Below are 25018 nucleotides of genomic sequence, written 5' to 3' on the forward strand. Positions count from 1 at the left end.
CCTCCACCGCCCGATCACCTCACCAAATACCCCCCATCCACCACCACAACCTCCCCCGTCACATAACTCGCCGCCCCCGAACACAAAAACACCGCCACCGCCGCCACTTCCTCCGGCTGCCCCACCCTCCCCATCGGCGTCATCTCCATCCACTTACAAAACCACGCCTCATTCTCCATCCCCCCGCGCGACAAATCCGTCTCGATATACCCCGGCGCCACGGCATTCACCCGAATCCCCTGCCCCGCCGCTTCACTGGCCAAGCTCTTGGTCAACATATGCACCGCCGCCTTGGACGCGTTGTACGCCACTTGCTGCTGCGGCACGTTCGACACCAACCCCGACATGGACCCGACATTCAACACCGCCCCGCGCCCCTGTTCGCGCATGATCGGCAGCGCGGCGCGGCAGCAGCGGAACACGGCGTCGAGGTTGACCGCCATCACGTCGCGCCAGGCCTGGTCGGGGTACTGCTCGGTGCAGCCGTGGCTGGCGATGCCGGCATTGTTGACCAGCACATCCAGTCGGCCGTGCCACTGGTGGGCGCGCGCCACCAGGCGGGCGGCGGCGTCGGGTTCGGTGAGTTCGGCTTCGATGAAGCGAAAGGCTACGCCTGCTTCTTCCAACACTGCGGCTGCGGCGTCGTTGAAGCGGCGCCCGCTGATGACCACATAGGCCCCCACTTCGCCCAGGGCCTGGGCGATCGCCAGACCAATGCCGCGTGTTCCGCCGGTCACCAGCGCGACCTGGCCGTCGAGCCTGAATTTATCAAGGATCATGACTACCTCTTCTTATGATTGTGGGTGCATTCGCGAGGACGCTCTACAGATCGACATTGCTCGGCAACACCACCAGATCGCGCACCGTAACGTTGCGCGGGCGGCTGAGCATGAACAGTACTGACTCGGCCACTTCGCGTGGCTCCATCAGCGAGCCGTTGGCCAGGGCTTCGTTGAGCTTGTCCTTGGGCCAGTCCTTAAGCAGCGCGGTGACCACCGGGCCTGGCAGCACCGAGCAGACGCGGATGCCGTGGCGCGCCACCTGGCGGCGCACGGTGTGGGCGAAGGCCTGCACGGCGAACTTGGAGGCGGTGTAGACCGGCTCGCACACCACCGGCACCACGCCGGCCACGGAGCTGGTGATGACGATGTCGCCGGTGCAGCGCTCGACCATGTGCGGCAGCACCGTGCGGATGGCGCGGAAGGTGGCGTTGACGTTGAGGTTGAGCATGCGGTCCCAGGCGTCCGGGTCTGCTTCGAGCACGTCGCCGCCGACGTAGGCGCCGGCGTTGGCGTGGAAGATGTCCAGGCGGCCGTAGCGCCTGAGGATGGCAGGCAGCAGGCCGTTGACGCTTGCGGGATCGAGCAGGTCGGCGACCCAGGGTGAGGCGTTGCCGCCGAGTTCGTGGCAGGCCTGCTCCAGGGCCTGCTCGGAGCGGTCGATCAACATGACCTTGGCGCCTTCGGCGAGCATCGCCCGTGCGCATTCCAGGCCGATACCGGCCGCCGCGCCGGTGATGGCGGCGACTTTTCCAGTGAGGGTGTGCATGGTGTATCCCTTACAGCCAGACGGTTATGGAAACCAATCCTTGACCCGACCTGTCCGTAGATCGGGCTACCCGGCCACACGCGCGGCGGGTTGCCATGGCGCGTGCGGCGGGCCCATGCCTGCCTTCGCCCCGAGGGGCGGTCAAGGCAGTGTAGTCGCTGTGGCGGGTTGTGCGAGCGGTTGTGCTCAGCGCACGGGCTTGAGCTTGAGCAGCGCGCCGTCGTACCAGACTAGCGCCACGTCGCCGGCGGCGGTGGTGTAGAAGATCTGGCCAGCGCCTTTGACCGGGCCCCAGGAGCCGGTTTCACAGCGCACGGAATACGCCGTGGTATCGCTCATGCCCAGCTTGTCGAGCAGGGCCAGCTTGTTGGCGGCGGGGGTACTGGAAAGCGCATTGATGCTTGGGTCTTTGCACGCATCGTCCGGCCCGTCCTGGGCATCCCATTTCAGCAGCTCGGGGCTGAAGGTGAGGGTTCTGTTCATCAGGCTTGGGTCGTTATCGACCAGCGCTTGCACGCCATCATCGGACACCGCCACACCGGCGACGCTCCAGCGGCCATCGAAGGAAAAGCCCTGCGCCTCGGTGGCCGAGGGCTTGGCAGTATTGCCCGCATCGCAGGCTGCCAGTGCCAGCAGCCCAACGGTCAAGACAAAGGGTTTGGCCAACGGATACATTCAACTATCTCCCTGAAAAAAGTGTCTGAAGTGTTGGGGGCAGGCTGGAAACAACCCGCCTGGATAGTTCAGCACGTAAAGGTCATCTGTTCGAAGCGCTGCCGCGCGAAGGCGCCGTGCTAGCATCCTCAAACTTGGATGTGGGGCAATGACTTGGACCAGGATGGGTTGTCGGTCAATACAGGGTCGGCGGTGGGCTCGACGTCATCGTCACGTGCAGCACAACACACATTGAAGAGCGCCCATGCATACCCAGACTCTAGAGCTGTCGCAGTATTTGTCTCAACCCGAGAGAAATGCCATTGCCGAGATCGAAGCCACCACCAGCATCCTCAGGCTAGTGACTCGTATCACCCGCATGAAGTTCGCGGCCATTGCCAAGTTCAACGAAGACGAATGGCTCACCTGCTCGGTGCACGACCCCGACGACATCGGCCCGGACGTGGGCGAAAGCGTGCCGATCGAAACCACCATCTGCGATGAATTCCGCACCCTGCCCAGCGCCTTGCTGATTCCGTCGATCAGCGAGGTGAAGCGCTTCGCGCAAAAGCCGATCGTGCGTCAGTACAACCTGGAAAGTTATGCCGGCGTGCCGATCTTCCTGCCGGACGGGCGTTTGTACGGCGCGCTGTGCGCGTTGGACACCACGCGCACCGCCCTGGACGATCCTGACCTGGCAGAAACCCTCACGCTGTTCTCGCGGCTGATCGGCTGCATCTTCTACAACAACCTGCAGCAGGACGCCGACGAACCGTCGATGCAGTACGCCCGCTGAAAACACCCGCTCGCTAAACGCCTACAGGGCACCACGCTGCTTGCAGCGGGTGCCCTGTTCAGGGTGACGCCGATCAGAGGCGGAAGCGGCCGACCAGGTCGTTGAACGAGATGGCCAGGCGCGACAGCTCCTGGGCCGAGGCGGTGGTCTGGTGGGCACCGGCCGCGGTCTGGGTGGAGAGGTCCTGGATGTTGACCAGGTTCTTGTCCACTTCGCGGGCCACGTGGGCCTGCTCTTCGCACGCGGTGGCGATCACCAGGTTGCGGTCGTTGATGCTGGCGATGCCCGAGGCGATGGATTCGAGCGCCTGACCGGTGGCCGTGGCCAATTGTTGGGTGTTGTTGACCAGCGTCTGGCTCTTGGCCATGGCCACCACCGCTTGGTCGGCACGGGCCTGGACGCTGCCGATCATCTGCTCGATCTCCACCGTCGAGGACTGGGTCCGGGCAGCCAGCGCCCGCACTTCGTCGGCGACCACCGCGAACCCACGGCCTTGCTCGCCGGCACGGGCGGCTTCGATGGCGGCGTTCAGTGCCAGTAGGTTGGTCTGCTCGGCAATGCCACGGATCACGTCCAGCACCTTGGCGATGTCTTTCACCTGGCCGGCCAGGTGCTCGACGGTGTCCGAAGAGGCCTGGATTTCCACGGTGGCGTTGTTCACCGCAGCCACCGCCTCACGGGCCTGGCCCACGCCTTGGTCGGCCTGTTCGCGGGCGGCTTTCGAGGCTTCGGAGGTGGACACGGCGTTGCGCGCCACTTCGTCTACCGACGAGGTCATCTCGTTGACGGCGGTGGCCGCCTGCTGGATTTCGTCGTTCTGCTTGAGCAGGCCACGGCTGCCGTCTTCGGTCACCGAGTTGAGCTCTTCGGCGGCCGAGGCGAGTTGGTTGGCGGCGTCGGAGATCTGGTGCAGGGTCGTCTTCAGGCTGTTCTGCATGTCGCCGATGGCGTTGATCAGGTCGCCGGTTTCGTCGCGGCTGGTGCTGGAGACTTTCTGGGTCAGGTCGCCCTGGGCGACGCGCTGGGCAGCCGTCACGGCTTCGACGATGGGTCGGCTGATCAGGCGGCTGATGAACAGGCCCAGGGCGAAGGCGATGATGAAGGCGATGACGATACCGGCGTACAACACCGTGGTCACTTGGCTTTCCAACTCATCGGCGGCCTGAGATCCTTCACCGATCTGACGGTTGTTGGATTCGACCATGATGGTCAACTCGGACAGGATCTTGTCGTACGACTGTGCCAACTCACCCGACAGCACCGCACGGGCACCTTTCAAATCACCCGCCTGGGCCAGGTTGACCACCTGCTGCAATTGCGCCTGATACACCGGCCACAACTTTTCCATGCGATCGCCTGCCGCCCGCTCGTCATCTTCCAGCGGCGTCGCGCGATAAATGGCGAAGGCTTTTTCGCTGGCAGCGCGGTCGGCCGCCATATACCGCAGGATTTGATCCTTGGTCGCTTGATCGGCGTTTTCGGCAGTGGCGGTAATCAACGAATAAAGGTTGCGCTGCTGGGAAATGGCCATGGCCCTGGCCTCCCCGGTTTTGGCCACCGACACCAGGTTGTTGGAGAACACCAGGCCGAGGCTCTGCGCCATCTGGCCGACACCGCGCCCGCCCAGCAGACCGATGGCCAATGTGATGAGCGCGCAGACACCGAAGGCCGTCATAAGTTTGGTCGATAATCGTGCATTTCTTATGAAATTCATTTTAATCTCGAATGTAATTGGACATACCAAACATATCGACCCTACAGCGGCTTTATTGAATGTTTATTTTAGGATCCAATATATAGAGTTCTTCCATTGAGGCGGTCCGTAATGAAAGTAATTCTTAATAAATAAGCGTGATGAATACCTACACCGATGCGCGCATATGTCGCACTTCGACAGATTGGATTTAATAGGCAGCGGCGCACTAGGCAGGCACATGAATGCCTTTCTGATGGATTCGTCTACAACCGTACGTAAATCCCAACTACGCTGAACCGCAGCGGCGCACCGCCCGGCCTGGGTCGGATGGTCAGCGCCAGGCACAGTCTTCACAGGAGTCGTCGATGAAGCTCACCCCCTCTCTGCTGCTGGGAACCCTGTTCACCTGCTGCGCCCTTCAGGCCACAGCCGCCGATCAATACTTGCCGGATCTGGTGCAAAAAGCGCCCTACAAGGCGGCCTACGCCAAGATGCTGGTGCTGCCGGAGTGGATCAGCCAGGCCAAAGGCACCGCCACGCCGCTGCGCAAGGTCAAGCTGGGCGACGACACGGTGCTGGTGGGTAACGTGTGCAAGCCCCACGACTGCAAGGACAACCAACTGGTGGTGGTCTTCAACGCCAAGGGCACGCAATCGTGGGGCTTGCTGGCCACGCGCGAGGACAGCGACGGCGCATTCGAGAAGCACTACCTCGGCTCGCCGAGCGAGGCCGTGAGAGCGCTGTTGGAAACCACCTTCGAGCGCGACAATCCCGACGACTGAACACCACGGCCGGGGCTGCATGGCAGCCCCGCCGCGCCTCAACCGCGCATCATGTCCGCAGCCTGCTCGGTGGCTTCGGTGGTGCGCGTCGCCAGCTTCCTCACCTCATCGGCCACCACGGCGAAGCCCCTGCCCGCCTCGCCGGCACGGGCCGCTTCGATGGCCGCATTGAGTGCCAGCAGGTTGGTCTGGCTGGCGATGCTCTGGATGGTGCCGACGATCTGCGTCAGCTTGGTGATGTTCGATTCCAGGGTGCGCTGATGCGCCGCCTCGGTTTCGCGCATGGCGTTCTGCTGGTGCTGCAGGTCCACGTCCACCAGGGCCCCCACCACCCGCAGCGGCGCGCCGCTGGCATCGCGCTTGGTCTGGCCACGGGCACGGAACCAGCGGTACTCGCCGCTCTTCATCTTCAGCCGGTACTCGACATCGAAGGGAGTCTTGCCGCTGCGATCGTTCAGGTGCGCCTGGAAGGCCTCCAGGCTGTAGCCCTTGTCGTCCGGGTGCAGGCGCGACGCCCAGCTGTCGAGCACATCGGGGAATTCCTCGACGGTCTCGAAACCGAGCAGACGGCGGAACTGCGGCGACCACCAGAAGGGGTTCTTTGGGTTCACCGGATCCCCGGCGATCACTTCCATGTCCCACAAGCCATCGGAGAGCATTTCGCGGGCCAGCTCGAAGCGGGTGATGATCACTTCGTGCTCGGCCGCGCGCTCGAGCTCATCGTGGATGTCGCGCAGAGCGCCGGCCACGCGCAGCGGCGTGCCACGGCCGTCGCGCAGGGTTTCGCCCTGGGCGAAGAACCAGCGGTAGCTGCCGTCCTTCATGGCCAGGCGATTCTTGACCCGATAGGGCGTCATGCCGGACTTGTCGTTCAGGTGGCGGGCGAAGGCGTCCAGCGTGGCCGCGCGGTCGTCCGGGTGCAGCCGGTCGGCCCAACTGGCCAGCACGTTGGGAAAGTCCTGCTCGTTGCGAAAACCGAGCATTTCGCGGAACTGCTGCGACCACCAGAAGCGGTTGCGCGGGTTGACCGGGTCGCCCGCGACCACCTCCATGTCCCACAAGCCCTCGCTGGAGGCGCGGTTGACCAGGTCGAAGCGGGTTTCCGAAGCGCGCGCCGTGGCGTCGGCCTCGGCCAGCAACTGACGCGCCGACTCCAGCTCGCGCTCGAGTTCGGCGATGCGCGCCTGGTCCTGCGCGGCCTGCGATTCACGGGAGGTCCAGGCCTGTTGCACGGCCATCCAGTTGGCCGGGCCTTGGCCTGCAAGGGACAACGATTGGGTCAGCTGTTTGAGCGCCTGAAGCTCGCCGGACCGGCGGAAGAGATGCAGCATGATTGGGGTACTCGAAGGAAGACGGGGCGCCTTTCCATGGCTGACAAGGAATATCTGCAAGGCACGCCGGTGCGGGCTGCGCAAGCCCGGCACGGGCAACGCAACCTTCGACCCGCGCGGCAGTCGAAAGGTTGCGTTGCATTACTGGCGATATGATATCCAAGCTCTGGAATTTGCGCTGCGTCCTCATCGAACCACTGGTCGCCCGCCGCCGTCGCGCACCGGCTACGGCATGCCCAACCAGGCCGGCAAGGCCAGCGAAATGAACGGCACGTAGGTCACCAGCACCAGGAACAGCAGCAGGATCGACAACCACGGCAGCGCCGCGCGAATGGTCTGGCCCAGGGTCAAGCCAGTCACCGCACTGGTGACGAACAGGTTCAGCCCCACCGGCGGGTGCACCAGGCCGATCTCCATGTTCACCACCATGACGATGCCCAGGTGAATCGGGTCGATACCCAGCTTCATGGCGATGGGGAAGAAGATCGGCGCCAGGATCAGGATGATCGCCGACGGCTCCATGAAGCTGCCGGCCACCAGCAGCACCACGTTGACCATGATCAGGAAGCCGAGCGGCGTCAGGCCTTCGGACAGCACCCATTGGGTGATCTGCTGGGGAATCTGCTCGGTGGTCAGCACATGGGCGAAGAGCATGGCGTTGGCGATGATGAACAGCAGCATGATGGTCAACCGGCCGGACTCGAGCAGCACCTTGGGGCACTCGCGCCAGCTCATGTCGCGGTACACGAACAGGGCGATGAACGCCGAGTACACCGCCGCCACCGCCGCCGCTTCGGTGGGGGTGAACATGCCGCTGTAGATGCCGCCAAGGATGATCACCAGCAGCAACAGCCCCCAGAACGCCCGGCGTGCGGTGCGCAGCCATTCGGCGAAGCTGGCCCGTGGCTGCGCGGGCAGCTTCTTGATGCGCGCCACGATGTAGATGGTCACCATCAGGAACAGGCCCAGCAGAATGCCCGGCACCACACCGGCCATGAACAGCTTGCCCACCGAGGTTTCGGTGGCGGCCGAGTACACCACCATGACGATCGACGGCGGAATCAGGATGCCCAGGGTGCCGGCGTTGCAGATGATCCCGGCGCCGAATTCCTTGGGATAGCCCGAACGCACCATGCCGGCCACGGCAATCGAACCCACCGCCGCGACGGTGGCGGGCGATGAACCGGACAACGCGGCGAACAGCATGCACGCCAGCACCGCCGCAATCGCCAGGCCGCCGCGAATGTGGCCGACGCAGGCGTTGGCGAAATCGATCAGACGCTGGGCCACGCCCCCGGTGGTCATGAACGCACCCGACAGCAGGAAGAACGGGATGGCCAGGAAGGTGTAGCTGTCGGAGGTCTCGAACAGCTTGATCGCCAGCGAGCTCAGCGAATCCTGGCTGAACAGCAGGATCGACACCGCGCCGGAGAGCCCCAGGGAAATGGCGATCGGCACGCCCAGGAACATGAACACGAACAGCAGCAGGAACAGGCAGATGACGGTCATCAGTGTGACTCCTCGCCCGGGTTGGCCAGTTTGCTCGCCTCGGCGGCTTCGTCTGCCAGGCCCAGTCCGGTCTGGCGGTGGGTGACGATGCGGTAGAGGATTTCCAGGTAACGCACGATGATCAGGGCGAAGCCGAACGGCACGATCAAGGCGATGTGGCCGATCTGGATGCCGTAGCGGTCCAGGTCCTCGGCACCGATGCCGGCGGCGAGCACGGCACTCACCCACTTGAGGCTAGCGATCAGGAACAACCCGGCGTAGGCCAGGCAGCAGGCGCAGGCGATCATCGCCAGCACGCGCTGCACCGGTTTGCGCGCACGTCGCACCAGCACGTCGACGCCCAGGTGGCCGGCGGTGCGCACGCCATAGGCGATGCCGAAGAAGATCAGCCAGCCGAACAGCGCCTTGGTCAGGGCGATGCTCCAGGTCATTTCCTGGGCGTAACCCATCAGGTGATCGCCGATGTCGAGCAGCGGCTCGCTGGCGAAGCTGAAGCGGTCGCTGAGGCTGTAGAACAGCGTGTAGAGGTTGTTCAGGGCCACGTAGATGAAGGTGATCAAAGTCATGGCCGCCAGGAGAAAGGCGATCATGCCTTCCTCGAAATGCTCCCAGACGTATCTGATCCGTTGCATGGGCAATCTCCGGACAGGAAGGGGCCGGGCCACCTGGCGAACAGGCGGCCGTAGGCGGTGACGTCGATCAGGACGGGGTGTTGGCGGCGTCGGCGGCCTTGATCAGGTCGGCGCCGATCTGTTCGGAGAACTTGTCCCACACCGGACGCATGGCCTCGCGCCACTGCGCACGTTGCTCGGGGGTGAGCGCGTCGATCTCGCTGGTCTTGGCGTCGATGATTTTCTGCCGCGAGGCCAGGTTCAGTTCCTCGGCCTGCTTGTTCACCTCGACCGTGACCTTGTCCATGATCGCCTGGAGTTCGCCGCGCACGTCTTCGGGCAGGCTGTTCCAGAACTTGGCGTTGGTGATCACCATGTAGTCGATCAGGCCGTGATTAGTCTCGGTGAAGAACGGCTGCACTTCGTTGACCTTCTGGCTCTCGTAGTTCGACCAGGTGTTCTCGGTGCCGTTGACGGTACCGGTCTGCAGGCCCTGGTAGACCTCGGCGAAGCTCATCTTGCGCGGGTTGGCGCGGATGGCCTTGAACTGCTCCTCAAGCACGCTGGAGGCCTGCACGCGGAACTTCAGGCCACGGGCGTCCTTGGGCAGGATCACCTTCTTGTTCGCCGACAGTTGCTTGAGGCCGTTGTGCCAATAGGCCAGGCCATGAATGCCCTTGTCTTCCATGGAGGTGAGCAAGGCCTTGCCCTGCGGGCCGTGCTGGAAGCGGTCGACGGCGGCCAGGTCGTTGAACAGGAACGGCAGGTCGAACAGTTGCACCTGCTTGTTGTAGTGCTCGAACTTGGCCAGCGACGGCGCCAGCATCTGCACGTCACCCAGCAGCAAGGCTTCCATTTCCTTGCCGTCGCCGAACAGCGAAGAGTTGGGGTAGGCCTCGACCTTGACCTTGCCCTTGAGCTGCGGGTCGGCCTCCACCAGTTTCTGGAACATCAGCGCGCCCTGGCCTTTGGGCGTGCTGTCGGCCACCACGTGGGCGAACTTGATGATCACAGGGTCGGCAGCGTGGGCGAGCCCGGCCATGGAGACGGCGGCGGCGCACAACAGCGCCTGGGTCAGCTTCAACATCGATGTCACCTTTTATTGTTGTTGGATGGATCAGCAGGGAAGCGTGCCAAGGGTACGATGGCCCATGTGGGCGTGTGTGCAGAATCTGCTTTTGTGTAAGCCTGCGTTTGGCTGGGGTGAACGCCCGCCTCGCGCTGGCGTGTTGGCCGAGGGTCAACCGCTCGCGATCAGCCCAATGCCAACAGCCGCTGCGCGCGCAACAGCACCGGCGCATCGACCATCTGCCCGTCGAGCTGGAACGCCCCGGCGCCCTTGGCCGCGACACTGGCCTCGACCACCCGGCGCGCCCAGGCCAGCTCGTCGCTGCTCGGCGCCAGCACGCCATGAATCAACGGCACCTGGCTGGGATGAATGCACAGCGCCCCGCCATAACCCATGTCGTAGGCATGGCGCATGGCCCGTTGCTGGCCCTCGGGATCGCCGATGGCCGGGAACACGCCGTCCAGCGGCGGCGCCAGATCGGCCCCTCGCGAATGCAACTGCACGGCCATGCGCGCCTGGTCGAGAAAACGCTGCGCGGCAGCGCTTTCGCTGTTGAGGTTCAGGTCCAGCGCCAGGTCGAGGCTACCGAACGACAGGCGCTCGACGCCCTCGGCCCCGGCGATGCGTTCCAGCGCCAGCAAGCCCTTGGCCGTCTCGATGATCGGCAGCACCGGCTTGCCGGTGCGCCAGGCCAGCGCCACCTGCGCGGCGTTCTCCACTTTGGGCAGCAGCACCGCAATCACCCCCGCGTGCAGGGCGCAGAACGCCAGGTCGTCGGCATGGCCGGGGTGCTGCGGGGCATTGACCCGCACCCACACCCGCGCCTGCGGCTGGGCGCCGAGGAAGGCGGCGAGGTTGTCGCGGGCCTGGGCCTTGAGCGCTTCCTCCACCGCGTCTTCGAAATCGACGATCACGGCATCGGCCCCGGCCGCCAGGGCCTTGGCGAAACGCTCGGGACGACTGCCCGGCACGAACAGCGCGGAACGCACGATGGATCGTTGCATCGGTATCGGCTCCATGTCCTTACACCACACCGGCGGCAGCGAGCCGGGCCTGGTCATCGCGGGAGAACCCCAGCTCTTCGAGAATCGCCGCACTGTGCTCGCCCAGGCCCGGCACCGGGTCCATGCGCGGCGTGAAGGCGCTGTTGCGCCCTGGCGGCAGCAGCGACGGCAGCGCACCGGACGGACTGTCTACCTGGCGCCAGCGGTCGCGGGCCGCCAACTGCGGGTGCTGCCACACGCCGTGCATGTCGTTGACCCGGGCATTGGCGATCTGCGCCGTCTCCAGGCGCGCCACCACCTCGTCCAGCGACAGCGTGGCGAAGCCATCGACGATGATCTGGCGCAACACCTCACGATGCTCGGAACGGCGGAAGTTGGCCGAGAAGCGCGGGTCGCTGGCCAGCGCCGGGTCGAGCAGCACCTGCTCGCAGAACACCTGCCATTCGCGCTCGTTCTGCAGGCCGAGCATGATCGTGCCGCCGTCACCGGTGGGAAACGGCCCGTAGGGGTAGATGGTCGAGTGCGAGGCCCCCGCGCGCGGTGGCGGCGGCGCGCCGTCGTAGGCGTAGTACATCGGGTAGCCCATCCACTCCACCAGGCTTTCCAGCATCGACACATCGATGCGGCTGCCCACGCCGGTCCTGTCGCGCAGCAGCAGTGCCGAGAGCACGCCGGTGTAGGCGTACATCCCGGCGGCGATGTCGGCCACCGAGCAACCGGCCTTGGCCATCTGTTCCTCGCCCGGCCCACCGGTCACCGAGAGGAAGCCGCCTTCGCTCTGGATCAGCAGGTCGTAGGCTTTCTTCTTCTCGTAAGGCCCGCCCTCGCCGTAGCCGGAGATATCGCAGACGATCAGCCGTGGATAGCGCGCGTGCAGGGCCTCGAACGACAAGCCCATGCGCGCCGCCGCGCCCGGCGCCAAGTTCTGCACCAGCACGTCGGCCTTGGCCAACAGCCCGTGGAGAATGCCGTCGGCCTCGGCCTGCTTGAGGTCCAGGGTGAGGCTCTGCTTGGAGCGGTTGGTCCACACGAAGTGCGAGGCGAGACCCGCCACGCGCTGGTCGTAGCCACGGGCAAAGTCGCCGCTGCCGGGGCGTTCGATCTTGATCACGCGCGCACCCAGGTCCGCCAGTTGGCGGGTGCAGAACGGCGCGGCGATGGCATGTTCCAGGCTGACGACGGTGATGCCGTCCAGCGGGCGGGGAGCCGATTGAGTCATGGCGAATTCCTGTTCGGTAGTCAGTGCAGATCGGCCAGCGACTGCGCATCGCGCAGTTGCCAGACACGCTCGATCAATACCCGGCCCTCGTCCGCGCTGCGCTGCCCGGCATAGGCCAGCAGGCGCTGGAACTTGGCCTCCAGTTCGGCACGGCTGAGGGTATTGCCCGGATCGCCCTTGGGCTGGTCGATGGCCGCGCTGAAGGTGCGGCCATCGACACCGCGCACCTCGACCCGACCCAGCCAGCGCGCCGGGTAGGCGGCGTCCACTTCAGGGTCCAGTTGCATGCGCACCTTGTCGCGAAACGCCGCCACCTGCGGGTCGCTCAGGGCCAGGTCGCGGAACTCCAGCAACTGCGCACGACCGTGCACGGCGATCAGGCCCAGCACGGTGCCCATGGAAAACTTGGCCTGGTGCACCGTGGTCGGCGTGCTCACCCGCCCCAGCACATCGATGGCGCCTTGATGCACGCGAGTGACCACCTCGGCGATGTCCCCGTGCGCCAGCCCTTCGCGCTGCATCAGGTGCAACAGGGCGTCGGCGGCGGGATGGGTGTGGCGGCAGGAGGCGTGGAACTTGAACGAGGTTTCCGCCAACGCCCAGCGGGTGCCGAGACGGTCGGACAAGCGCGCCGGATCGGCATCGCGGGACATGCCCGCCGCCAATCCCTGCTCGCCTTCGAGCACATTGCGCGCCCCGGTCAGGCCATCGGCGGTGAGGTAGGCGGCCAGCAGGCCGTCGGCGGCGGCCTTGGCGGTGTGCAACTGCTTGGAGTCGGCCGCATCCCGCAGGAACTCCCACAGCCCGGCGGCCTGGGTGCCGGCGCTGCCCAGCAGGTTGACGAACTGCTCGCGGTCGAAGGCCATGAGCTTGCCCACGCCCACCGCAGCGGCCAGGGTGCCGACCGTCGCAGTGGTGTGGAAGATGCGGTAGTGCGAGCGGCCAAGGAACTCGCCGATACGAATGCCCGCCTCGTAGCCGGCCACGGCAGCCAGCAGCAGCTCCTGGCCGGACTTGCCCAGGTCCTGGGCCGCCGCCAGCACGGCGGAGAACACCACGGTGGCCGGGTGCAGCACCGAGCTGTTGTGCAGGTCGTCCTGCTCCACCAGGTGCGAGGCGGCGCCGTTGACCAGCGCGGCGAAGTACGGCGAAGTGCGTCGCCCGCTGGTCAGCACCCGCGCCCGGCCCGAAGACGGGCCCATGCGCTCGGCATAGCGCTCGAACAGCGGAATCGGGTGCGACCCGTGGCTGGCCAGGGCCGAGCCGAGCCAGTCGAGGAACAGGTCTTCGGTACGGTCCAGCACGAAAGCGGGTAAATCGCTGTAGCGAAGTTCGGCGAGGAAGCCGGCCAGGGCCTGGGTATCGCGCATGGTCAGGCCCTCAGAAGCTGCGCGGCAGCTCGAGCAGGTGCTCGGCCACGTACGACAGGATCAGGTTGGTGGAGATCGGCGCCACCTGATACAGGCGGGTTTCACGGAACTTGCGCTCGACGTCGTATTCGTTGGCGAAGCCGAAGCCGCCGTGGGTCTGCAGGCAGGCGTTGGCCGCTTCCCACGAGGCCTTGGCCGCCAGGTACTTGGCCATGTTCGCCGCGGCCCCGGCATTGGCGCCACGGTCGTACTCGGCGCAGGCGCGCCAGCGCATCAGGTCGGCGGCCTCCAGTTCGATATGGGCTTCGGCGATAGGGAATTGAACGCCCTGGTTCTGGCCAATGGGACGGCCGAACACCACCCGGTCGCGGGCGTACTGGCTGGCCTTCTCGACGAACCAGCGACCGTCGCCGATGCACTCGGCGGCGATCAGCGTGCGCTCGGCGTTGAGGCCGTCGAGGATGTAGCGAAACCCCTTGCCCTCCTCGCCGATCAGGCTGCTGGCGGGAATCTCCAGGTTGTCGAAGAACAGCTCGTTGGTCTCGTGGTTGACCATGTTGGCGATCGGCTGCACGGTCAGGCCCTGGCCGATGGCCTCGCGCAGGTCGACCAGGAAGATCGACATGCCTTCGGACTTCTTCTTCACCTCGGCCAGCGGCGTGGTGCGCGCCAGCAGGATCATCAGGTCCGAGTGCTGCACACGCGAGATCCACACTTTCTGGCCGTTGATCCGGTAGTGGTCGCCCTGGCGCACGGCGGTGGTCTTGAGCTGGGTGGTGTCGGTGCCGGTGGTCGGTTCGGTGACGCCCATCGATTGCAGGCGCAGTTCGCCGCTGGCGAGCTTGGGCAGATAGAAATTTTTCTGTGCCTCGCTGCCGTGTCGCAGCAAGGTGAACATGTTGTACATCTGCCCGTGGATGGTCCCGGAGTTGCCGCCGCAGCGGTTGACCTCCTCCAGGATCACCGAGGCCTCGGCCAGGCCCAGGCCCGAGCCGCCGTACTGTTCCGGGATCATCGCCGACAGCCAGCCGGCGTCGGTCATGGCCTTGACGAAGGCCTCCGGAAAGCCTTTGCGCTCGTCGAGCTGGCGCCAGTACTCGGCGGGGAATTCGGCGCACAAGGCGCGCACGCCTTCGCGGATGGCAGTGAGGTCATCGCTGTCGTAGCTGTGCATGGGGGCGTCTCTGCTGAGGGTCAGTCGAAGGTCACGTCGGCGCTCTGGGCGATGCCATCGGCGTTGCCGGCCCACAGCCGGGCCGTGCCGGGCGCGTCGAGGCAGCCGCTCACCTGGAAGGGCGTGGGCAAGGTCAGCGGGCGCAGGCCGCGGTAGGCGAAATGACGCACGCGCTTGTCAGGGTGGGCGCGCCTGAATGCGCGCAGGCTGAGGGTGGCGATCAGCGGACCGTGCACCACCAGGTCGGGGTAGCCTTCGCTGTGGGTGACGTAGGGCTGGTCGTAGTGGATGCGGTGGCCGTTGAAGGTAACGGCCGAGTAGCGGAACAGCAGGGTCGACGTCGGTGCGATGGTTTCGCTCCACTGGCCCGCTTCGCAGCCCTGGCCGCTGCCGGTCTTCGGCGGGTTGGGCTCGCGGTAGACGATGTCCTGTTCTTCACGCACGCACAGCCGGCCGTCCTGGCTGTAGTCATGGCGCACGGTGACGAACAGCAAGGCGCCGCTGCGTCCGAGCTTCTCTTCGATGTGGGTGATGGTGGAGAGGCGATGGGCCTCACCGCCAACGATCAACGGCTCGATGAACTCGACCCGCCCGCCGGCCCACATGCGGTTGCGGTTGTCGGCCGGCGGCAGGAAACCGCCCCGTGCCGGATGGCCATCGACGCCCAACTGCGCCTCATCGACCGGCTCCTGGAAAAAGCACCAGGTCCACAACGGCGGCAGCGCCTCGCCATGCCCCGGCGCCGCTTCGCCAAAGGTGGCGGCAATGCGCTTGACCAGATTGCGGCTGAGCACATCCCAGGCCTCTTCGGTGCGGCCGATCCAGGCGCTGTAGTCGGTAGGGTGCATCGGAGCAGTCATGAGTGGGGCCTCTGCGTCTTGTTATTGTGTGAGGAAGCAGTGCCAAGCGGCGACCTGCAGGCTCTGCGCGACCGGCTTGCCGCTCGCCACTGCCCTTCAACCGATGATGCGAGGCGCCCGGCATTCTGTGAATTTGCATTTGCGTAAGCCAGCGTTCATAACTGCCGAACGCCATCACCGTGACAGGACCTCCCCATGCACTTCGATCTGGCAGACCTGCGGCTGTTCATCCACATCGGCGAGTCGCCGAGCCTGACCCAGGGCGCGCGCCGCGCCTTTCTCTCGCCGGCGGCGGCCAGCGCGCGGATCAAGGCGCTCGAAGCGCAGCTCGACACGCGCCTGCTGTACCGCGACAGCCGTGGCGTGGAGCTCACCCCGGCGGGGCACAAGCTGCTCACCCACGCGCGGCTGATCATGCGTCAGGTGGACTATCTGAAAGCCGAGTTCACCCGCTTCGGCACCGACTCGGCCGGGCATATCCGCATCTTCGCCAACACCACGGCGGTCACCGAATTCCTGCCCGAGGTGCTGGCCGGTTTTCTCGCCGAGCGCCCTGGGGTCACGGTGGACCTGCAGGAGCGGCTGTCACGGGACATCGTGCGCGGCGTGCTCGACGGCAGCAGCGACATGGGCATCATCGCCGGGCCCGTGGAAGCGTCGGGGTTGCAGGTGATGCGCTTCAGCACCGACCGTCTGGTGTTGATCGTGCCGGCCGGCCACGAGTTGGCCGGGCGGCGGCAGGTGACATTGAAGCAGACCCTGGCCTACCAGCACATCGGCCTGCACGACGGCAGCACGCTGCTGACCTTTCTGCGCGACCATGTCGAACGCATGGGGCAGAGCCTGGCGCTGCGCATCCAGATGTCGAGTTTCGAGGCGATCTGCCGGATGGTCGAGGCCGGCGTGGGTATCGGCATCATTCCCGAGTCGGCGGCGCTGCGTCACAGCCGCACCATGAACCTGGTGACCATCGCCCTGGACGAATCCTGGGCGATCCGCGAGCGCAGCATCCTGGTGCGCGAACTCGATGCCCTGCCCGGCACCGTCCGCGCGCTGATCGCCACGCTGATGCCGGACGACGCGCCCGTGCAGATGGTTTAGGACCCGGCCTGGTGGCGGGGCGGTGTGTCAGGCGGTTGCGCATCGTCTGCTTTGCGGCCGCTGCGCGCCCGATCGCGACACAAGGCCGCTCCTACATGAATCTGAGCTGCGCACCGATCGTTGAACACCTGTCCACTGTTGAGGCGTGGCTCAGGCCTTTGTGGGAGCGGCCTTGCGTCGCGATGGGCCGCGCAGCGGCCCCAATCAGAATGAGGACTGTGTGCACGCCACAGGCCAATTCAACCCATCACCCCTGTGCGACAACGCGTCAAGCCGGAGCTTGGCCTGCGCGCACGCATCGTACGCGCGCAAGAGATCCATCAACGCCTGCGCATCCAATGACTGGCCTTGGTGCGTCAGCCCGTAGCAGATCAACGTCACCTGCGGCTGGACACCGCCTTTGACCTTGGCCCTGGGCATCCAGGGCCCCAGCCGATTGCGTGGGCGCGGCAGGACTGTGCCTGGCTTGAGGGTGAGCACGATGTGCAGGTCCCGCCCCTGCCTGACCCGCCCCTCGACCAGGTCGACCAAGGCCAATTCCCGGTCCAGGCACGCGAACCACAACCGCTCATGGGTCAGGCGCAGCAGCGGCTGCTGCCCCGGGTCACGCTGCAGCCACAGGCTACGGACCGCCAACGCGGCCAGCAGCCATAGCGGCACGCTCACCGGCCAGGCATCCTTCAGGCACCAGAGCGCCAGCCCGGACAACACCACCACACCCACCGCCAACATCCCGCGCACCTGGGGCGACTGCGTCAGTTCGGTCACCGGCGGCACGGCCGCCAACTGGGCCTCGTGCTCGGCGATGGCTGCACGACGGCGGGCGTCCATGCGTGCGTCGAACTCACGACCCAGCGACTGCGCCAAATCGTCGAGCGAAGCGCAATCGCTGCTCATGCCGAAGCCCCTCGGCGGGGCGCCTGCTGGGCACCGAGCAACCCTTCGAACCAGCGCCGGTCTTCCTCGCTGGGCACCCGCGTGGCGGTCGCCAACAGCTCGGCGTCGGCCTTGACCTTCAGCTCACGCAAGCGCAGCGCGGTCGGTGGATGGCTGTCGAACGGGTGGGCCAGGGCGTGTTGCAACACCTGCTCGTCCAGCACCAAGGGATGCTCGCGCAGATGCCCCTGCCAGGCCTGCAGCAGGTTATCGCCCGCGCGCGCCGCCAACACCTGGGGCAGCGCCTCGTCCAGGGCGATGATCCGCAACAGCGCCTGGCCAAACACCTGCGTGCCGGCCACCTGCGCCCCGACACGATCCGCCGCCAGCTCCTGCACCCGGCTCCAGTGCTGCACCGCACGCTCGAACTGCTCCAGGAACTGCCCCGCCATCCACAGCGCCGGTCGTTCCAGCCAAGGCGGCGGGCCATCGTCCTCGGTCAGGCTGGCGTAGTGCGCGCACATCAGGCCGAACTGCGCAGCCAGGGCACTGCTGCGCTCGGTGTCCTGGGAACGGAAATGCCCCAGCTCGTGGCCGATGATCGCGGCGGTCTCGGCCTGACTGAGTGCGCATAGCGCGGTGAGCGGCAGGTACAGCGTGCGACCGTGCAGCGCTTGACCCGAAGGCTGCAGGACCACCGGCACGCTGGTGACGAAGAACGACTGGTCCAACCCCACCACCAGGTGGTCGGGTGTCGGCGCCCCGACCTGCTCGGCCAGGCTGCCCACCCAGGCCCACACCGCCGGCGCCTGTTGCAGGCTCAGGGTGCGCCCCAAAAAGCTCGACGATGGCGACTCCAGCACCGTCCACTGCCGACGCAAGCGGTCGATCATCACCACGCCAGCACAGATCATCGAGACCATGGACAGCACGATGATCAGCGCGCTCAAGCCGCCTTGCTTGAAGTTGCTGTAGCCCCAACTGATCTCGTACAGCAGCGCCAGCCCCAGCGCGCCCACCAGCAGACCGGTGTAACCGATCAGGCAGCGTCCCAGCACGTGCCAACTGCGTGCCAGGCGCTGTTCCAGAAAGTCTTGCGAAAGCCGCGCCCGCCAGGCGTCGATGCGGATCTTCAGCCAGGTGCCGACGCCTGCCAGCAGCGCCGCCACCGCCAGCCAGTACGCCAACTCGCCCAGCCAGGCGCGCAGGTGCAGCGAGCCGGCGTCGGCGTCGACCCGGTCGATCTGGCGCTGGAAAGAGTGAGCGCGATCCTCTGGGCGAATCACTTCATTGCGCTCACGCGCCGACAACTTCGCCAGCAAGGTGTCGTCGGACGTGGCGATCCACTGGCGCATGATCTCGGCGGTTTCCAGGTCATGGTTGGCGCGCCAGGACTGCTGGGCGGTCCAGGCCATGAGCAGCAGTGGCAGCAGGATCACGGGCAGCGCCCACCACAGGCGTTTGGTCAGGTTCACCGGCGTATCTCCAACTCGATGACTTCAGCGCGCAGCACCGAAGCGCTGCACCTGTGGGTAGAGCTCGCCCAGGGTGCGCCGCGCCTGCGCCGCTTCGATGTAGTCCAGCAGCAGGGAAGTCAGCGCCTCGAAGTCGATGCGCTGGCCATCGAGGGTGGGCACGCACAGCCAGAGTTCGACACTCAGGCCGCCGGCCACCGGATGGGCATCGGGCGCGGCCAGCGACTTGAAGCAGGCGGCTTGCAGCGCCGGTGCGCGGGCGTGCGCGGCGACTCGAAAGGTCAACACCGTTCTCAGGTGACGCTGGTCGATCTCGAAGCCCGAAAAGGTGTGCAGTGGCACCGCACCGTTCGAGTTGGAGAACGCCAGGGTGTTCGGGGTCAGGGCCAGGACACACTGGCCATGCCGGCGGCGCAACGCTTCGGCCAAGGCCAGCGCGGCGACACCGGCCAGCACCAGCGCCAGGCTGACGGCCCAGGCCAGCAGGAACACGGGCTTGCCGGGCGTGATGCCGATCACCACGAAGACCCACGACAACCAGCCTCCCAGGGCCACCATCAGCCCGCCGAACACCGCGCAAGCCATCGACTTGCCACGCGAGGACTCACGGATCTCCAGGCGCTCGGTCGGCCCGTCGGCCAGACGCTGCAGGTCGATCAGATGCGCTTCGCGAGCGGCCTCATCCACGCGGCTGTACCACCGCGAGCTGACGCTCGGCGCAGGCGGCATCGCGATACGCCTCCAGCAACGCCGCCATCTCGCGGACTGAGACCTTGCGCCCACCGCTCATCAAACCGGCCGACATGATGCGGATGCAGGGCTCGGGCTCCGTATCGACCACGGCCTGGTCGGCGAAGAACACCATGTGCCGCACCCGGTGGGTCGGCAGGATGGCCTCGCGGCTCAGGGTCAATTCCTGGGTGGTGAGCAGGCCCTCTTCCTTGACGCTGATGTCTTCGACATCGGCCAGGTCCACCGGCGCCGACAGGGTATCGACCCAGACCTGACGACGGGTCAGGCGCATGAACACCTGGGTGCCGGCGTTACGGTGCTGCCAGAACAGGGCGGCACCGAACAGCACCAGCGCCACGCCGCACAGCACCACCAGCAGCTTGCCGCTGGAGAGGCCGAAGAACACGCCGCCTACGCCGGCCAGGGCGATCACCGGTCCCCACAGTTTGTAGCGGGGAGAGTTGGTGAACTCGGTCTGCTCGGGCACGCGCTCGAGGGTCTGCTTGAGCTCGGCGATCACGCGGCCGAGCTGGGCCTGGCTGGACGCTGAGGCGTCGCTGTCGGATGGCCCGTTCAGCGGGTCGGGTTTTTCTGGGTTATTCACGCAAAACACTCTCTGGATAGGGGAAAGCGACGCTGAAAAGCGTTTCGAGGCGGCGGCGTCATCCCTGACGCAGCAGCAGGTCCAACTGACGCTGCGCACGCGCAGCATCGCGGTAGGCGGCCAGGATCGCGGCCATTTCGTCCACATGCACCCGGCGTCCAGCGGTCATGATGCCGGCGGACATGATGCGGATATGCGGACGCGGCTTTTTCAACGCCATGGCCTGGTTGCCGAACAGTTGGAATTTCGCGGCACGGTGGGTGGGCAATACAGCCTCGCTGCTCAGGTCGAGCTTCTGCTGCATCACCTGGCCTTCGTCCTTGACGCTGATGTCCTCGACATCGGCCATCTCCACCGGCGCCGACAGCGAGTCGACCCACAACTGCCGGCGAGTCAGGCGCATGAACACCTGCGTGCCGGCCGTGCGGTGCTGCCACGACATGACCCCGAACAGCACCGCCATGATCACCCCAAGCCAGGTCAGGCCAGCGCTGCCGGTCTTCATCCCACCGAAGGCGATGGCCAGGCTGACCAGTAGCAGGATCGGCCCCCACACCTTGAACCGCGTCGTGTTGGTGAACTCGATCTGCTCGGGCACCTGGTCGATCACCTGTTTCAACTCGGCGATCACCTGCTCGCGCTGGGCAGCGCGGGACTGGTCGTATTCGGCGCCAAGCGAGTCGGACAGTGCGTTAAGCGAGTTGGGCTGGTCTGGCGTGCTCATGGGCAAGGCTCTCGGCAAAAGAAGGGAATTTATTTTTGTGCGTTCAGGTAATCGGTCAGGAACGCTTGGGCATTGCCCTGCTCGGACAGCGACTCGGAGTAACCCAGTTTCAGCGCCTGGGCTTCACCCGGCAGGTACAGCTCGCTGGCGGCCCAGCTGTCCGAACCCTGGATCACCAGCGCGGCGAATTTCTGGCCATCGACGGTGGTGTAGTAACGGGTGGCCTTGTCGGTCTTCTCGACCTTCATTTTCTGGATCTTCATGTTCCAGTCGTGGTCCACGCCCTCGACCTGCACCAGGGCTTCGTTGGCGCTGCGCTCGCCGATGCGCAGGGTCCACACCTTCACGCCTTGCTCGCCGGCATAGGCCACCACCTTGTCGGCCACGGGCGGACGATCCTCGGCCTGGGCCTGCGCGATGCCCATGAACAGGGCTACGGAAGTGGCCAGTACGGCCGCCCATCTACGATACGTCAGCATGCTCGTCGCTCCTCGGAGGTCAAAAGTGAAGTATTGAAGTGGACCCTCAGGGAACTGCCAAGCCATTTGGCCGTCTCTCACAACTAACGGCCCGCCACTCACAACGGCTGACGGTAAAGATGTGGACGCGTTAACATTGCGCACCGCGTCACTCACCTCATTCACGGACGCGCTCGCCCCATGAACAGCCCGAACCCCTATCTCGACACCCACTTCAGCTTCGACAGCCCGTCATCCCTGGCCCAGGCCGGTGTGTTCGACCGCCGCACGGCGCAGGTCATGGGCAGCGCGGTGGGCCACTACCATGCGCACACCGTGCGCGAGCACCTGCAGTACTTCGACTGCGACCTGCAGTTCCCCGAGCCGCTGCGCATCGAGAAGGTGTTGCCTGGCAGCCTGTGCATCGTCCAGGTGCTGGACGGCCAGTGGCAGCACCGCATCGAGGGTCGGCTGAACCAGTACGAAGCCGGCACGCCCCATGTGCTGGGCCTGAGCGAGAGCATGCAGGCGGTCGACACCCTGGCCCCCGGCAGCCACGCGCGCATGGCCGGGCTGCGGGTGGCCGGCCGTTACCTGCGCGAGTTGGCTGAGGAAGATCCAAACCTGCGCCCGTTGCTGGCGCTGCTGGGCGACGGCATGCGCTTCAGCGCCCTGCCCGCCTGCCCCGCCGTGGGCCGCCTGCTCGAACAGCTCTACCACTGCCCGTACCACGGCGCGCTCAAGCGCTTGCACCAGGAAAGCCTGAGCCTGGCCGTGCTGGTGGAGTTGGGGGCGCATGTGGCCGGCCGCGTAGCCCCGCCCGACGCGCCGCAGCGCGGCCAGCAGGACCTGGCTCACGAGGCTCGGCGTCTGCTCGACGAACACCTGGCCGATCCGCCGACGATACTGGAACTGGCGCGTCAGCTAGGGGTGGGCGAAACCACCCTGCGCCGCGCCTTCGCCAAGGTATTCGGTCAGTCGATGCTGCAGTACCTGCGCCAGCAGCGCATGGAGCTGGCGCGCACGCTGCTGCTGCAACGCAAATGGCAGGTGGCGCAGATCGCCTATCGCCTGGGCTATGCCAACCCGGCCAACTTCAGCAACGCCTACAAGGCCTACCACGGCCACCCGCCCGGCATGGCCTGACCGCCGCTGCGCTCAGCGCTGGGCGCGGGTCATGTGCATCACCAGGGTGAAGCGGTCGCGTGGGTAGACGGTTTCGGACACCGAGATGATTTCACCGGCCTGATCGCGGTAATGGCGGATGATGTTCAGCCCCAGATCGCCGCTGGGCGCTTTCAAGCTCGCGCTCAGCTCGGCGGTGAGCTGCACCGGGCTGACCTCCTGGTCCACCGACTCGATGCTCTTGGCGAAGGCCTTGCCGATCAAGGCGGCGATCAGCTCGCCCGGATGCGCCTCGGCCTCGGCCACCACCTCGGCGAAGCGCTGTTCGGCGTAGACGTCGGTCCAGCACAGCGGATAGCGCCGCTCGCCACTTTCGACCTTGATGCTCGACACGCAGAAGTAATGCCCGCCCGGCGTCAGCCCCAGGCGCTTGGCCAGGGCGATATCGGCCACGAAATGGCGCACGCCCTGTATTTCACGGACATGGGATTCGGCCACCTGGACCAGGTCGGTGATCGAATCGATCGCCTGCGAATAACCGCTGCGCGGCGCTGCCGCCTCGACCCGCGTGCCGACCTTTCGTCGCCGCGAGACCATGCCCTGGCCCTGCAGCTGGTCGATGGCCGCCCGCACCGTGTGTCGCCCCACCCCGTACAGCTCGCACAGCTCAAGCTCGGTGGGCAGCAGCGAGCCGACCGGATGATCGCCACGGGCGATCTTGTCGGTGAGGTCTCTGGCGATATCGGAGTAGCGGCCACGGGTGCTCATTGACGGCTCATGTTCACGGAAGGCAAAGGGTTGACAGTGTACCAAATGTGGCAGACCATTTTGTTCGGATGTATTAAATAAGTTCGATTAATTTCGGACAAATACCGAACAAGAAAGGATCCGCCATGTCCACCACCGTCTTCGATTCCGCCCTGTTCCGCGACATGTTCGGCACCGCCGAAATGCGCGGCGTGTTCTCCGACAAAGCGCTGATCGAGCGCTACATCGAAGTGGAGATCGCCCTCGCCCGCGCCGAGGCCCGCTGCGGCGTGATTCCGGCCGCTGCCGCCGACGAGATCGCCGCCAAGGCCACCTACGCCTCGCTGGACCTGGCGCTGATGCAGCACGAGACCGAGATCGTCGGCTACCCGATCCTGCCCCTGGTCGAGCAACTGTCGAAAACCTGCGGCGAAGCCGGACGCTACGTGCACTGGGGCGCCACCACCCAGGACATCATGGACACCGCCGTGGTCTTGCAGGTGCGCGCCGCCCTGGCCATCGTCGAGCGCGATATCCAGGCCGTGCGTGGCCTGCTCGCCGACCTGGCGCAGCGCTACCGCGACACGCCGATGGCCGGTCGCACCCACTTGCAGCACGCCCTGCCGATCACCTTCGGCTACAAGTGCGCGGTGTGGCTGAGCATGTTCGACCGCCACGCCGAGCGCCTGGTCGAGCTGCGCCCACGGGTGGAAATTGGTCAGTTCGCCGGCGCCGCCGGCACCCTCGCCTCGCTCGGCGACAAAGGCCTGGAAGTTCAGGAAGCGCTGATGGCCGAACTGGGCCTGGGCGTGCCGCAAGCCACTTGGCACGTGGCCCGCGACGGCCTGGCCGAAGCCCTGAACTTCCTCGGCCTGGTCAGCGGTTCGCTGGGCAAGGTCGCGCTGGACGTGATGATGATGATGACCAGCGAGCTGGGCGAGGCCTACGAGCCCTTCGTCAAGGGCCGGGGCGCCAGCAGCACCATGCCGCAGAAACGCAACCCGATCTCCTGCGAGCTGATGTACGCCGCCGCCAAGGGCGTGCGCCAGCAGGCCGGGCTGATGCTCGATGCGATGATCCAGGACTTCGAGCGCTCCACCGGCCCGTGGCAGGCGGAATGGATCGCCATTCCCGAAGCCTTCGCCCTCACCGCCGCTTCCTTGGGCCAGGCCAAGTTCATGCTCGCCGGCCTGGAAGTGCGCACCGAGCGCATGCGCCAGAACCTGGACATGACCCGTGGGTTGATCGTCGCCGAAGCGGTGATGATGGGCCTGGCGCCGGAGTTGGGCCGCCAGGTCGCCCACGATGTGGTGTATGCCGCGTGCCGCGTGGCCAACGACGAAAGCGTCAGCCTGCTCGATGCGCTGCTGCGCGATGCCGAGGTCAGCGCACGCCTGCCGCGCGCCGAGCTCGAACGCCTGACCGACCCGGCCAACTACCTGGGTCTGGCGCCGCAGATGGTCGACCGCGCCCTGGAGCGCCAAGGCCGCGTGCCGCGTTGATGCAAGACGCGGGCTGTGTGCAGCCCGCGTGGTTTTCTCGACAACGACAAC

The 25018-nt window shown here is 65.9% G+C and carries 24 protein-coding genes and 3 pseudogenes; 5 read left to right on the forward strand and 22 right to left on the reverse strand.

Translation table 11 applies throughout. The annotated features are described in order from the left end of the window. Positions 1-14: 14 nt before the first annotated feature. The 3 genes from NJ69_RS15060 to NJ69_RS15070 form a co-directional block, all read right to left on the reverse strand. Positions 15-779 carry an SDR family NAD(P)-dependent oxidoreductase gene (locus NJ69_RS15060; RefSeq protein WP_039580379.1) on the reverse strand — a complete coding sequence of 255 codons (765 nt, stop codon included), beginning with the start codon at positions 777-779 and terminating at the stop codon, positions 15-17. A gap of 43 nt (positions 780-822) precedes the next feature. Then, a complete protein-coding gene (locus NJ69_RS15065) occupies positions 823-1548 on the reverse strand; it encodes an SDR family oxidoreductase (RefSeq protein ID WP_039580381.1) in 726 nt (241 codons plus the stop codon). A gap of 186 nt (positions 1549-1734) precedes the next feature. Beyond that, complete coding sequence (locus tag NJ69_RS15070) at positions 1735-2223, reverse strand: hypothetical protein (protein ID WP_039580384.1); 489 nt, start codon at positions 2221-2223, stop codon at positions 1735-1737. A 244-nt stretch (positions 2224-2467) separates the two neighbouring features. Here NJ69_RS15070 and NJ69_RS15075 point away from each other — a divergent pair, with 244 nt between their 5' ends. Next, on the forward strand, positions 2468-2998 hold the full coding sequence (locus NJ69_RS15075) for a GAF domain-containing protein (RefSeq protein ID WP_039580387.1): 531 nt from the start codon (positions 2468-2470) through the stop codon (positions 2996-2998). A 73-nt stretch (positions 2999-3071) separates the two neighbouring features. Here NJ69_RS15075 and NJ69_RS23225 read toward each other — a convergent pair whose 3' ends face one another. Then, the gene (locus NJ69_RS23225) at positions 3072-3935 is read right to left on the reverse strand and encodes a methyl-accepting chemotaxis protein (RefSeq protein WP_430736678.1); all 864 of its coding nucleotides are present in this window, start codon (positions 3933-3935) and stop codon (positions 3072-3074) included. Continuing rightward, positions 3930-4712: pseudogene (locus NJ69_RS23230) on the reverse strand (MCP four helix bundle domain-containing protein); the annotation flags it as partial. The gene NJ69_RS23225 and the pseudogene NJ69_RS23230, both read right to left, overlap by 6 nt. Before the next feature lie 347 nt (positions 4713-5059). Here NJ69_RS23230 and NJ69_RS15085 point away from each other — a divergent pair. After that, positions 5060-5476: an Ivy family c-type lysozyme inhibitor gene (locus NJ69_RS15085; protein WP_039580392.1), complete on the forward strand. Its 417-nt coding sequence runs from the start codon at positions 5060-5062 to the stop codon at positions 5474-5476. A gap of 62 nt (positions 5477-5538) precedes the next feature. Here NJ69_RS15085 and NJ69_RS23235 read toward each other — a convergent pair. The 10 genes and pseudogenes from NJ69_RS23235 to NJ69_RS15130 form a co-directional block, all read right to left on the reverse strand. Then, positions 5539-5808: pseudogene (locus NJ69_RS23235) on the reverse strand (methyl-accepting chemotaxis protein); the annotation flags it as partial. Beyond that, a pseudogene (locus tag NJ69_RS23020) lies at positions 5797-6807 on the reverse strand (PAS domain-containing protein); the annotation flags it as partial. The pseudogenes NJ69_RS23020 and NJ69_RS23235, both read right to left, overlap by 12 nt. A 225-nt stretch (positions 6808-7032) precedes the next feature. Then, entirely contained in the window at positions 7033-8316 is a 1284-nt protein-coding gene (dctM, locus tag NJ69_RS15095) for a C4-dicarboxylate TRAP transporter large permease protein DctM (protein WP_039580398.1), read from the reverse strand. Further along, complete coding sequence (locus NJ69_RS15100) at positions 8316-8948, reverse strand: TRAP transporter small permease (RefSeq protein ID WP_029615028.1); 633 nt, start codon at positions 8946-8948, stop codon at positions 8316-8318. The genes dctM and NJ69_RS15100 overlap by 1 nt, the downstream gene beginning before the upstream one ends. A 67-nt stretch (positions 8949-9015) precedes the next feature. Then, the gene (locus NJ69_RS15105) at positions 9016-10014 is read right to left on the reverse strand and encodes a TRAP transporter substrate-binding protein (RefSeq protein ID WP_039580401.1); all 999 of its coding nucleotides are present in this window, start codon (positions 10012-10014) and stop codon (positions 9016-9018) included. Positions 10015-10181: 167 nt separating this feature from the next. Beyond that, a complete protein-coding gene (locus tag NJ69_RS15110; protein WP_039580404.1) occupies positions 10182-11000 on the reverse strand; it encodes an HpcH/HpaI aldolase/citrate lyase family protein in 819 nt (272 codons plus the stop codon). 19 nt (positions 11001-11019) lie between these two features. Beyond that, the gene (locus NJ69_RS15115) at positions 11020-12219 is read right to left on the reverse strand and encodes a CaiB/BaiF CoA transferase family protein (protein ID WP_039580406.1); all 1200 of its coding nucleotides are present in this window, start codon (positions 12217-12219) and stop codon (positions 11020-11022) included. A 20-nt stretch (positions 12220-12239) separates the two neighbouring features. Further along, entirely contained in the window at positions 12240-13589 is a 1350-nt protein-coding gene (locus tag NJ69_RS15120) for an MmgE/PrpD family protein (protein ID WP_039580408.1), read from the reverse strand. A 10-nt stretch (positions 13590-13599) separates the two neighbouring features. Beyond that, entirely contained in the window at positions 13600-14763 is a 1164-nt protein-coding gene (locus NJ69_RS15125; protein ID WP_039580410.1) for an acyl-CoA dehydrogenase family protein, read from the reverse strand. 20 nt (positions 14764-14783) lie between these two features. Further along, positions 14784-15611, reverse strand: a complete 828-nt coding sequence (locus NJ69_RS15130; RefSeq protein WP_039580412.1) for an FAS1-like dehydratase domain-containing protein — start codon at positions 15609-15611, stop codon at positions 14784-14786. Positions 15612-15818: 207 nt separating this feature from the next. Here NJ69_RS15130 and NJ69_RS15135 point away from each other — a divergent pair, with 207 nt between their 5' ends. Next, positions 15819-16724 (forward strand): LysR family transcriptional regulator, encoded by a 906-nt coding sequence (locus tag NJ69_RS15135; RefSeq protein ID WP_039580414.1) that lies wholly within the window; start codon positions 15819-15821, stop codon positions 16722-16724. Positions 16725-16928: 204 nt separating this feature from the next. Here NJ69_RS15135 and NJ69_RS15140 read toward each other — a convergent pair whose 3' ends face one another. From NJ69_RS15140 to NJ69_RS15165, 6 genes are read right to left on the reverse strand one after another with little or no spacing between them, the layout of a single operon-like run. Further along, on the reverse strand, positions 16929-17621 hold the full coding sequence (locus NJ69_RS15140; RefSeq protein ID WP_039580416.1) for a hypothetical protein: 693 nt from the start codon (positions 17619-17621) through the stop codon (positions 16929-16931). Continuing rightward, on the reverse strand, positions 17618-19075 hold the full coding sequence (locus NJ69_RS15145; protein ID WP_245219457.1) for a M48 family metallopeptidase: 1458 nt from the start codon (positions 19073-19075) through the stop codon (positions 17618-17620). The genes NJ69_RS15140 and NJ69_RS15145 overlap by 4 nt, the downstream gene beginning before the upstream one ends. A 24-nt stretch (positions 19076-19099) precedes the next feature. Next, positions 19100-19762 carry a hypothetical protein gene (locus NJ69_RS15150; RefSeq protein WP_240326897.1) on the reverse strand — a complete coding sequence of 221 codons (663 nt, stop codon included), beginning with the start codon at positions 19760-19762 and terminating at the stop codon, positions 19100-19102. Then, entirely contained in the window at positions 19755-20411 is a 657-nt protein-coding gene (locus NJ69_RS15155) for a hypothetical protein (protein ID WP_205419291.1), read from the reverse strand. The genes NJ69_RS15150 and NJ69_RS15155 overlap by 8 nt, the downstream gene beginning before the upstream one ends. 58 nt (positions 20412-20469) lie before the next feature. Further along, a complete protein-coding gene (locus NJ69_RS15160) occupies positions 20470-21135 on the reverse strand; it encodes a hypothetical protein (protein WP_205419292.1) in 666 nt (221 codons plus the stop codon). Positions 21136-21164: 29 nt separating this feature from the next. Next, positions 21165-21614 carry a hypothetical protein gene (locus NJ69_RS15165; RefSeq protein WP_029615174.1) on the reverse strand — a complete coding sequence of 150 codons (450 nt, stop codon included), beginning with the start codon at positions 21612-21614 and terminating at the stop codon, positions 21165-21167. Between the two features lie 180 nt (positions 21615-21794). On the opposite strand from NJ69_RS15165, the gene NJ69_RS15170 reads away from it, so the two are divergent. After that, on the forward strand, positions 21795-22739 hold the full coding sequence (locus NJ69_RS15170; RefSeq protein ID WP_039580423.1) for a helix-turn-helix transcriptional regulator: 945 nt from the start codon (positions 21795-21797) through the stop codon (positions 22737-22739). A gap of 12 nt (positions 22740-22751) precedes the next feature. Here NJ69_RS15170 and NJ69_RS15175 read toward each other — a convergent pair whose 3' ends face one another. Then, positions 22752-23486 (reverse strand): GntR family transcriptional regulator, encoded by a 735-nt coding sequence (locus tag NJ69_RS15175; RefSeq protein WP_039580426.1) that lies wholly within the window; start codon positions 23484-23486, stop codon positions 22752-22754. Positions 23487-23611: 125 nt separating this feature from the next. On the opposite strand from NJ69_RS15175, the gene NJ69_RS15180 reads away from it, so the two are divergent. Beyond that, positions 23612-24967, forward strand: a complete 1356-nt coding sequence (locus tag NJ69_RS15180) for a class-II fumarase/aspartase family protein (RefSeq protein WP_039580428.1) — start codon at positions 23612-23614, stop codon at positions 24965-24967. The last annotated feature ends 51 nt before the right edge of the window (positions 24968-25018 follow it).

This window comes from Pseudomonas parafulva, from assembly GCF_000800255.1.
Lineage (GTDB): Bacteria > Pseudomonadota > Gammaproteobacteria > Pseudomonadales > Pseudomonadaceae > Aquipseudomonas > Aquipseudomonas boreofloridensis.

Bases quoted from the DNA above. Each gene is read 5' to 3' on its own strand.
- NJ69_RS15160 (WP_205419292.1), bottom strand. From the start codon at position 21,135: ATGAGCACGCCAGACCAGCCCAACTCGCTTAACGCACTGTCCGACTCG.
- NJ69_RS15175 (WP_039580426.1), bottom strand. From the start codon at position 23,486: ATGAGCACCCGTGGCCGCTACTCCGATATCGCCAGAGACCTCACCGAC.
- NJ69_RS15165 (WP_029615174.1), bottom strand. From the start codon at position 21,614: ATGCTGACGTATCGTAGATGGGCGGCCGTACTGGCCACTTCCGTAGCC.
- NJ69_RS15120 (WP_039580408.1), bottom strand. From the start codon at position 13,589: ATGCGCGATACCCAGGCCCTGGCCGGCTTCCTCGCCGAACTTCGCTAC.
- NJ69_RS15140 (WP_039580416.1), bottom strand. From the start codon at position 17,621: ATGAGCAGCGATTGCGCTTCGCTCGACGATTTGGCGCAGTCGCTGGGT.
- NJ69_RS15105 (WP_039580401.1), bottom strand. From the start codon at position 10,014: ATGTTGAAGCTGACCCAGGCGCTGTTGTGCGCCGCCGCCGTCTCCATG.
- NJ69_RS15070 (WP_039580384.1), bottom strand. From the start codon at position 2,223: ATGTATCCGTTGGCCAAACCCTTTGTCTTGACCGTTGGGCTGCTGGCA.
- NJ69_RS15170 (WP_039580423.1), top strand. From the start codon at position 21,795: ATGAACAGCCCGAACCCCTATCTCGACACCCACTTCAGCTTCGACAGC.
- dctM (WP_039580398.1), bottom strand. From the start codon at position 8,316: ATGACCGTCATCTGCCTGTTCCTGCTGCTGTTCGTGTTCATGTTCCTG.
- NJ69_RS15115 (WP_039580406.1), bottom strand. From the start codon at position 12,219: ATGACTCAATCGGCTCCCCGCCCGCTGGACGGCATCACCGTCGTCAGC.
- NJ69_RS15130 (WP_039580412.1), bottom strand. From the start codon at position 15,611: ATGCACCCTACCGACTACAGCGCCTGGATCGGCCGCACCGAAGAGGCC.
- NJ69_RS15065 (WP_039580381.1), bottom strand. From the start codon at position 1,548: ATGCACACCCTCACTGGAAAAGTCGCCGCCATCACCGGCGCGGCGGCC.
- NJ69_RS15100 (WP_029615028.1), bottom strand. From the start codon at position 8,948: ATGCAACGGATCAGATACGTCTGGGAGCATTTCGAGGAAGGCATGATC.
- NJ69_RS15060 (WP_039580379.1), bottom strand. From the start codon at position 779: ATGATCCTTGATAAATTCAGGCTCGACGGCCAGGTCGCGCTGGTGACC.
- NJ69_RS15085 (WP_039580392.1), top strand. From the start codon at position 5,060: ATGAAGCTCACCCCCTCTCTGCTGCTGGGAACCCTGTTCACCTGCTGC.
- NJ69_RS15180 (WP_039580428.1), top strand. From the start codon at position 23,612: ATGTCCACCACCGTCTTCGATTCCGCCCTGTTCCGCGACATGTTCGGC.
- NJ69_RS15135 (WP_039580414.1), top strand. From the start codon at position 15,819: ATGCACTTCGATCTGGCAGACCTGCGGCTGTTCATCCACATCGGCGAG.
- NJ69_RS23225 (WP_430736678.1), bottom strand. From the start codon at position 3,935: ATGCAGAACAGCCTGAAGACGACCCTGCACCAGATCTCCGACGCCGCC.
- NJ69_RS15110 (WP_039580404.1), bottom strand. From the start codon at position 11,000: ATGCAACGATCCATCGTGCGTTCCGCGCTGTTCGTGCCGGGCAGTCGT.
- NJ69_RS15125 (WP_039580410.1), bottom strand. From the start codon at position 14,763: ATGCACAGCTACGACAGCGATGACCTCACTGCCATCCGCGAAGGCGTG.
- NJ69_RS15075 (WP_039580387.1), top strand. From the start codon at position 2,468: ATGCATACCCAGACTCTAGAGCTGTCGCAGTATTTGTCTCAACCCGAG.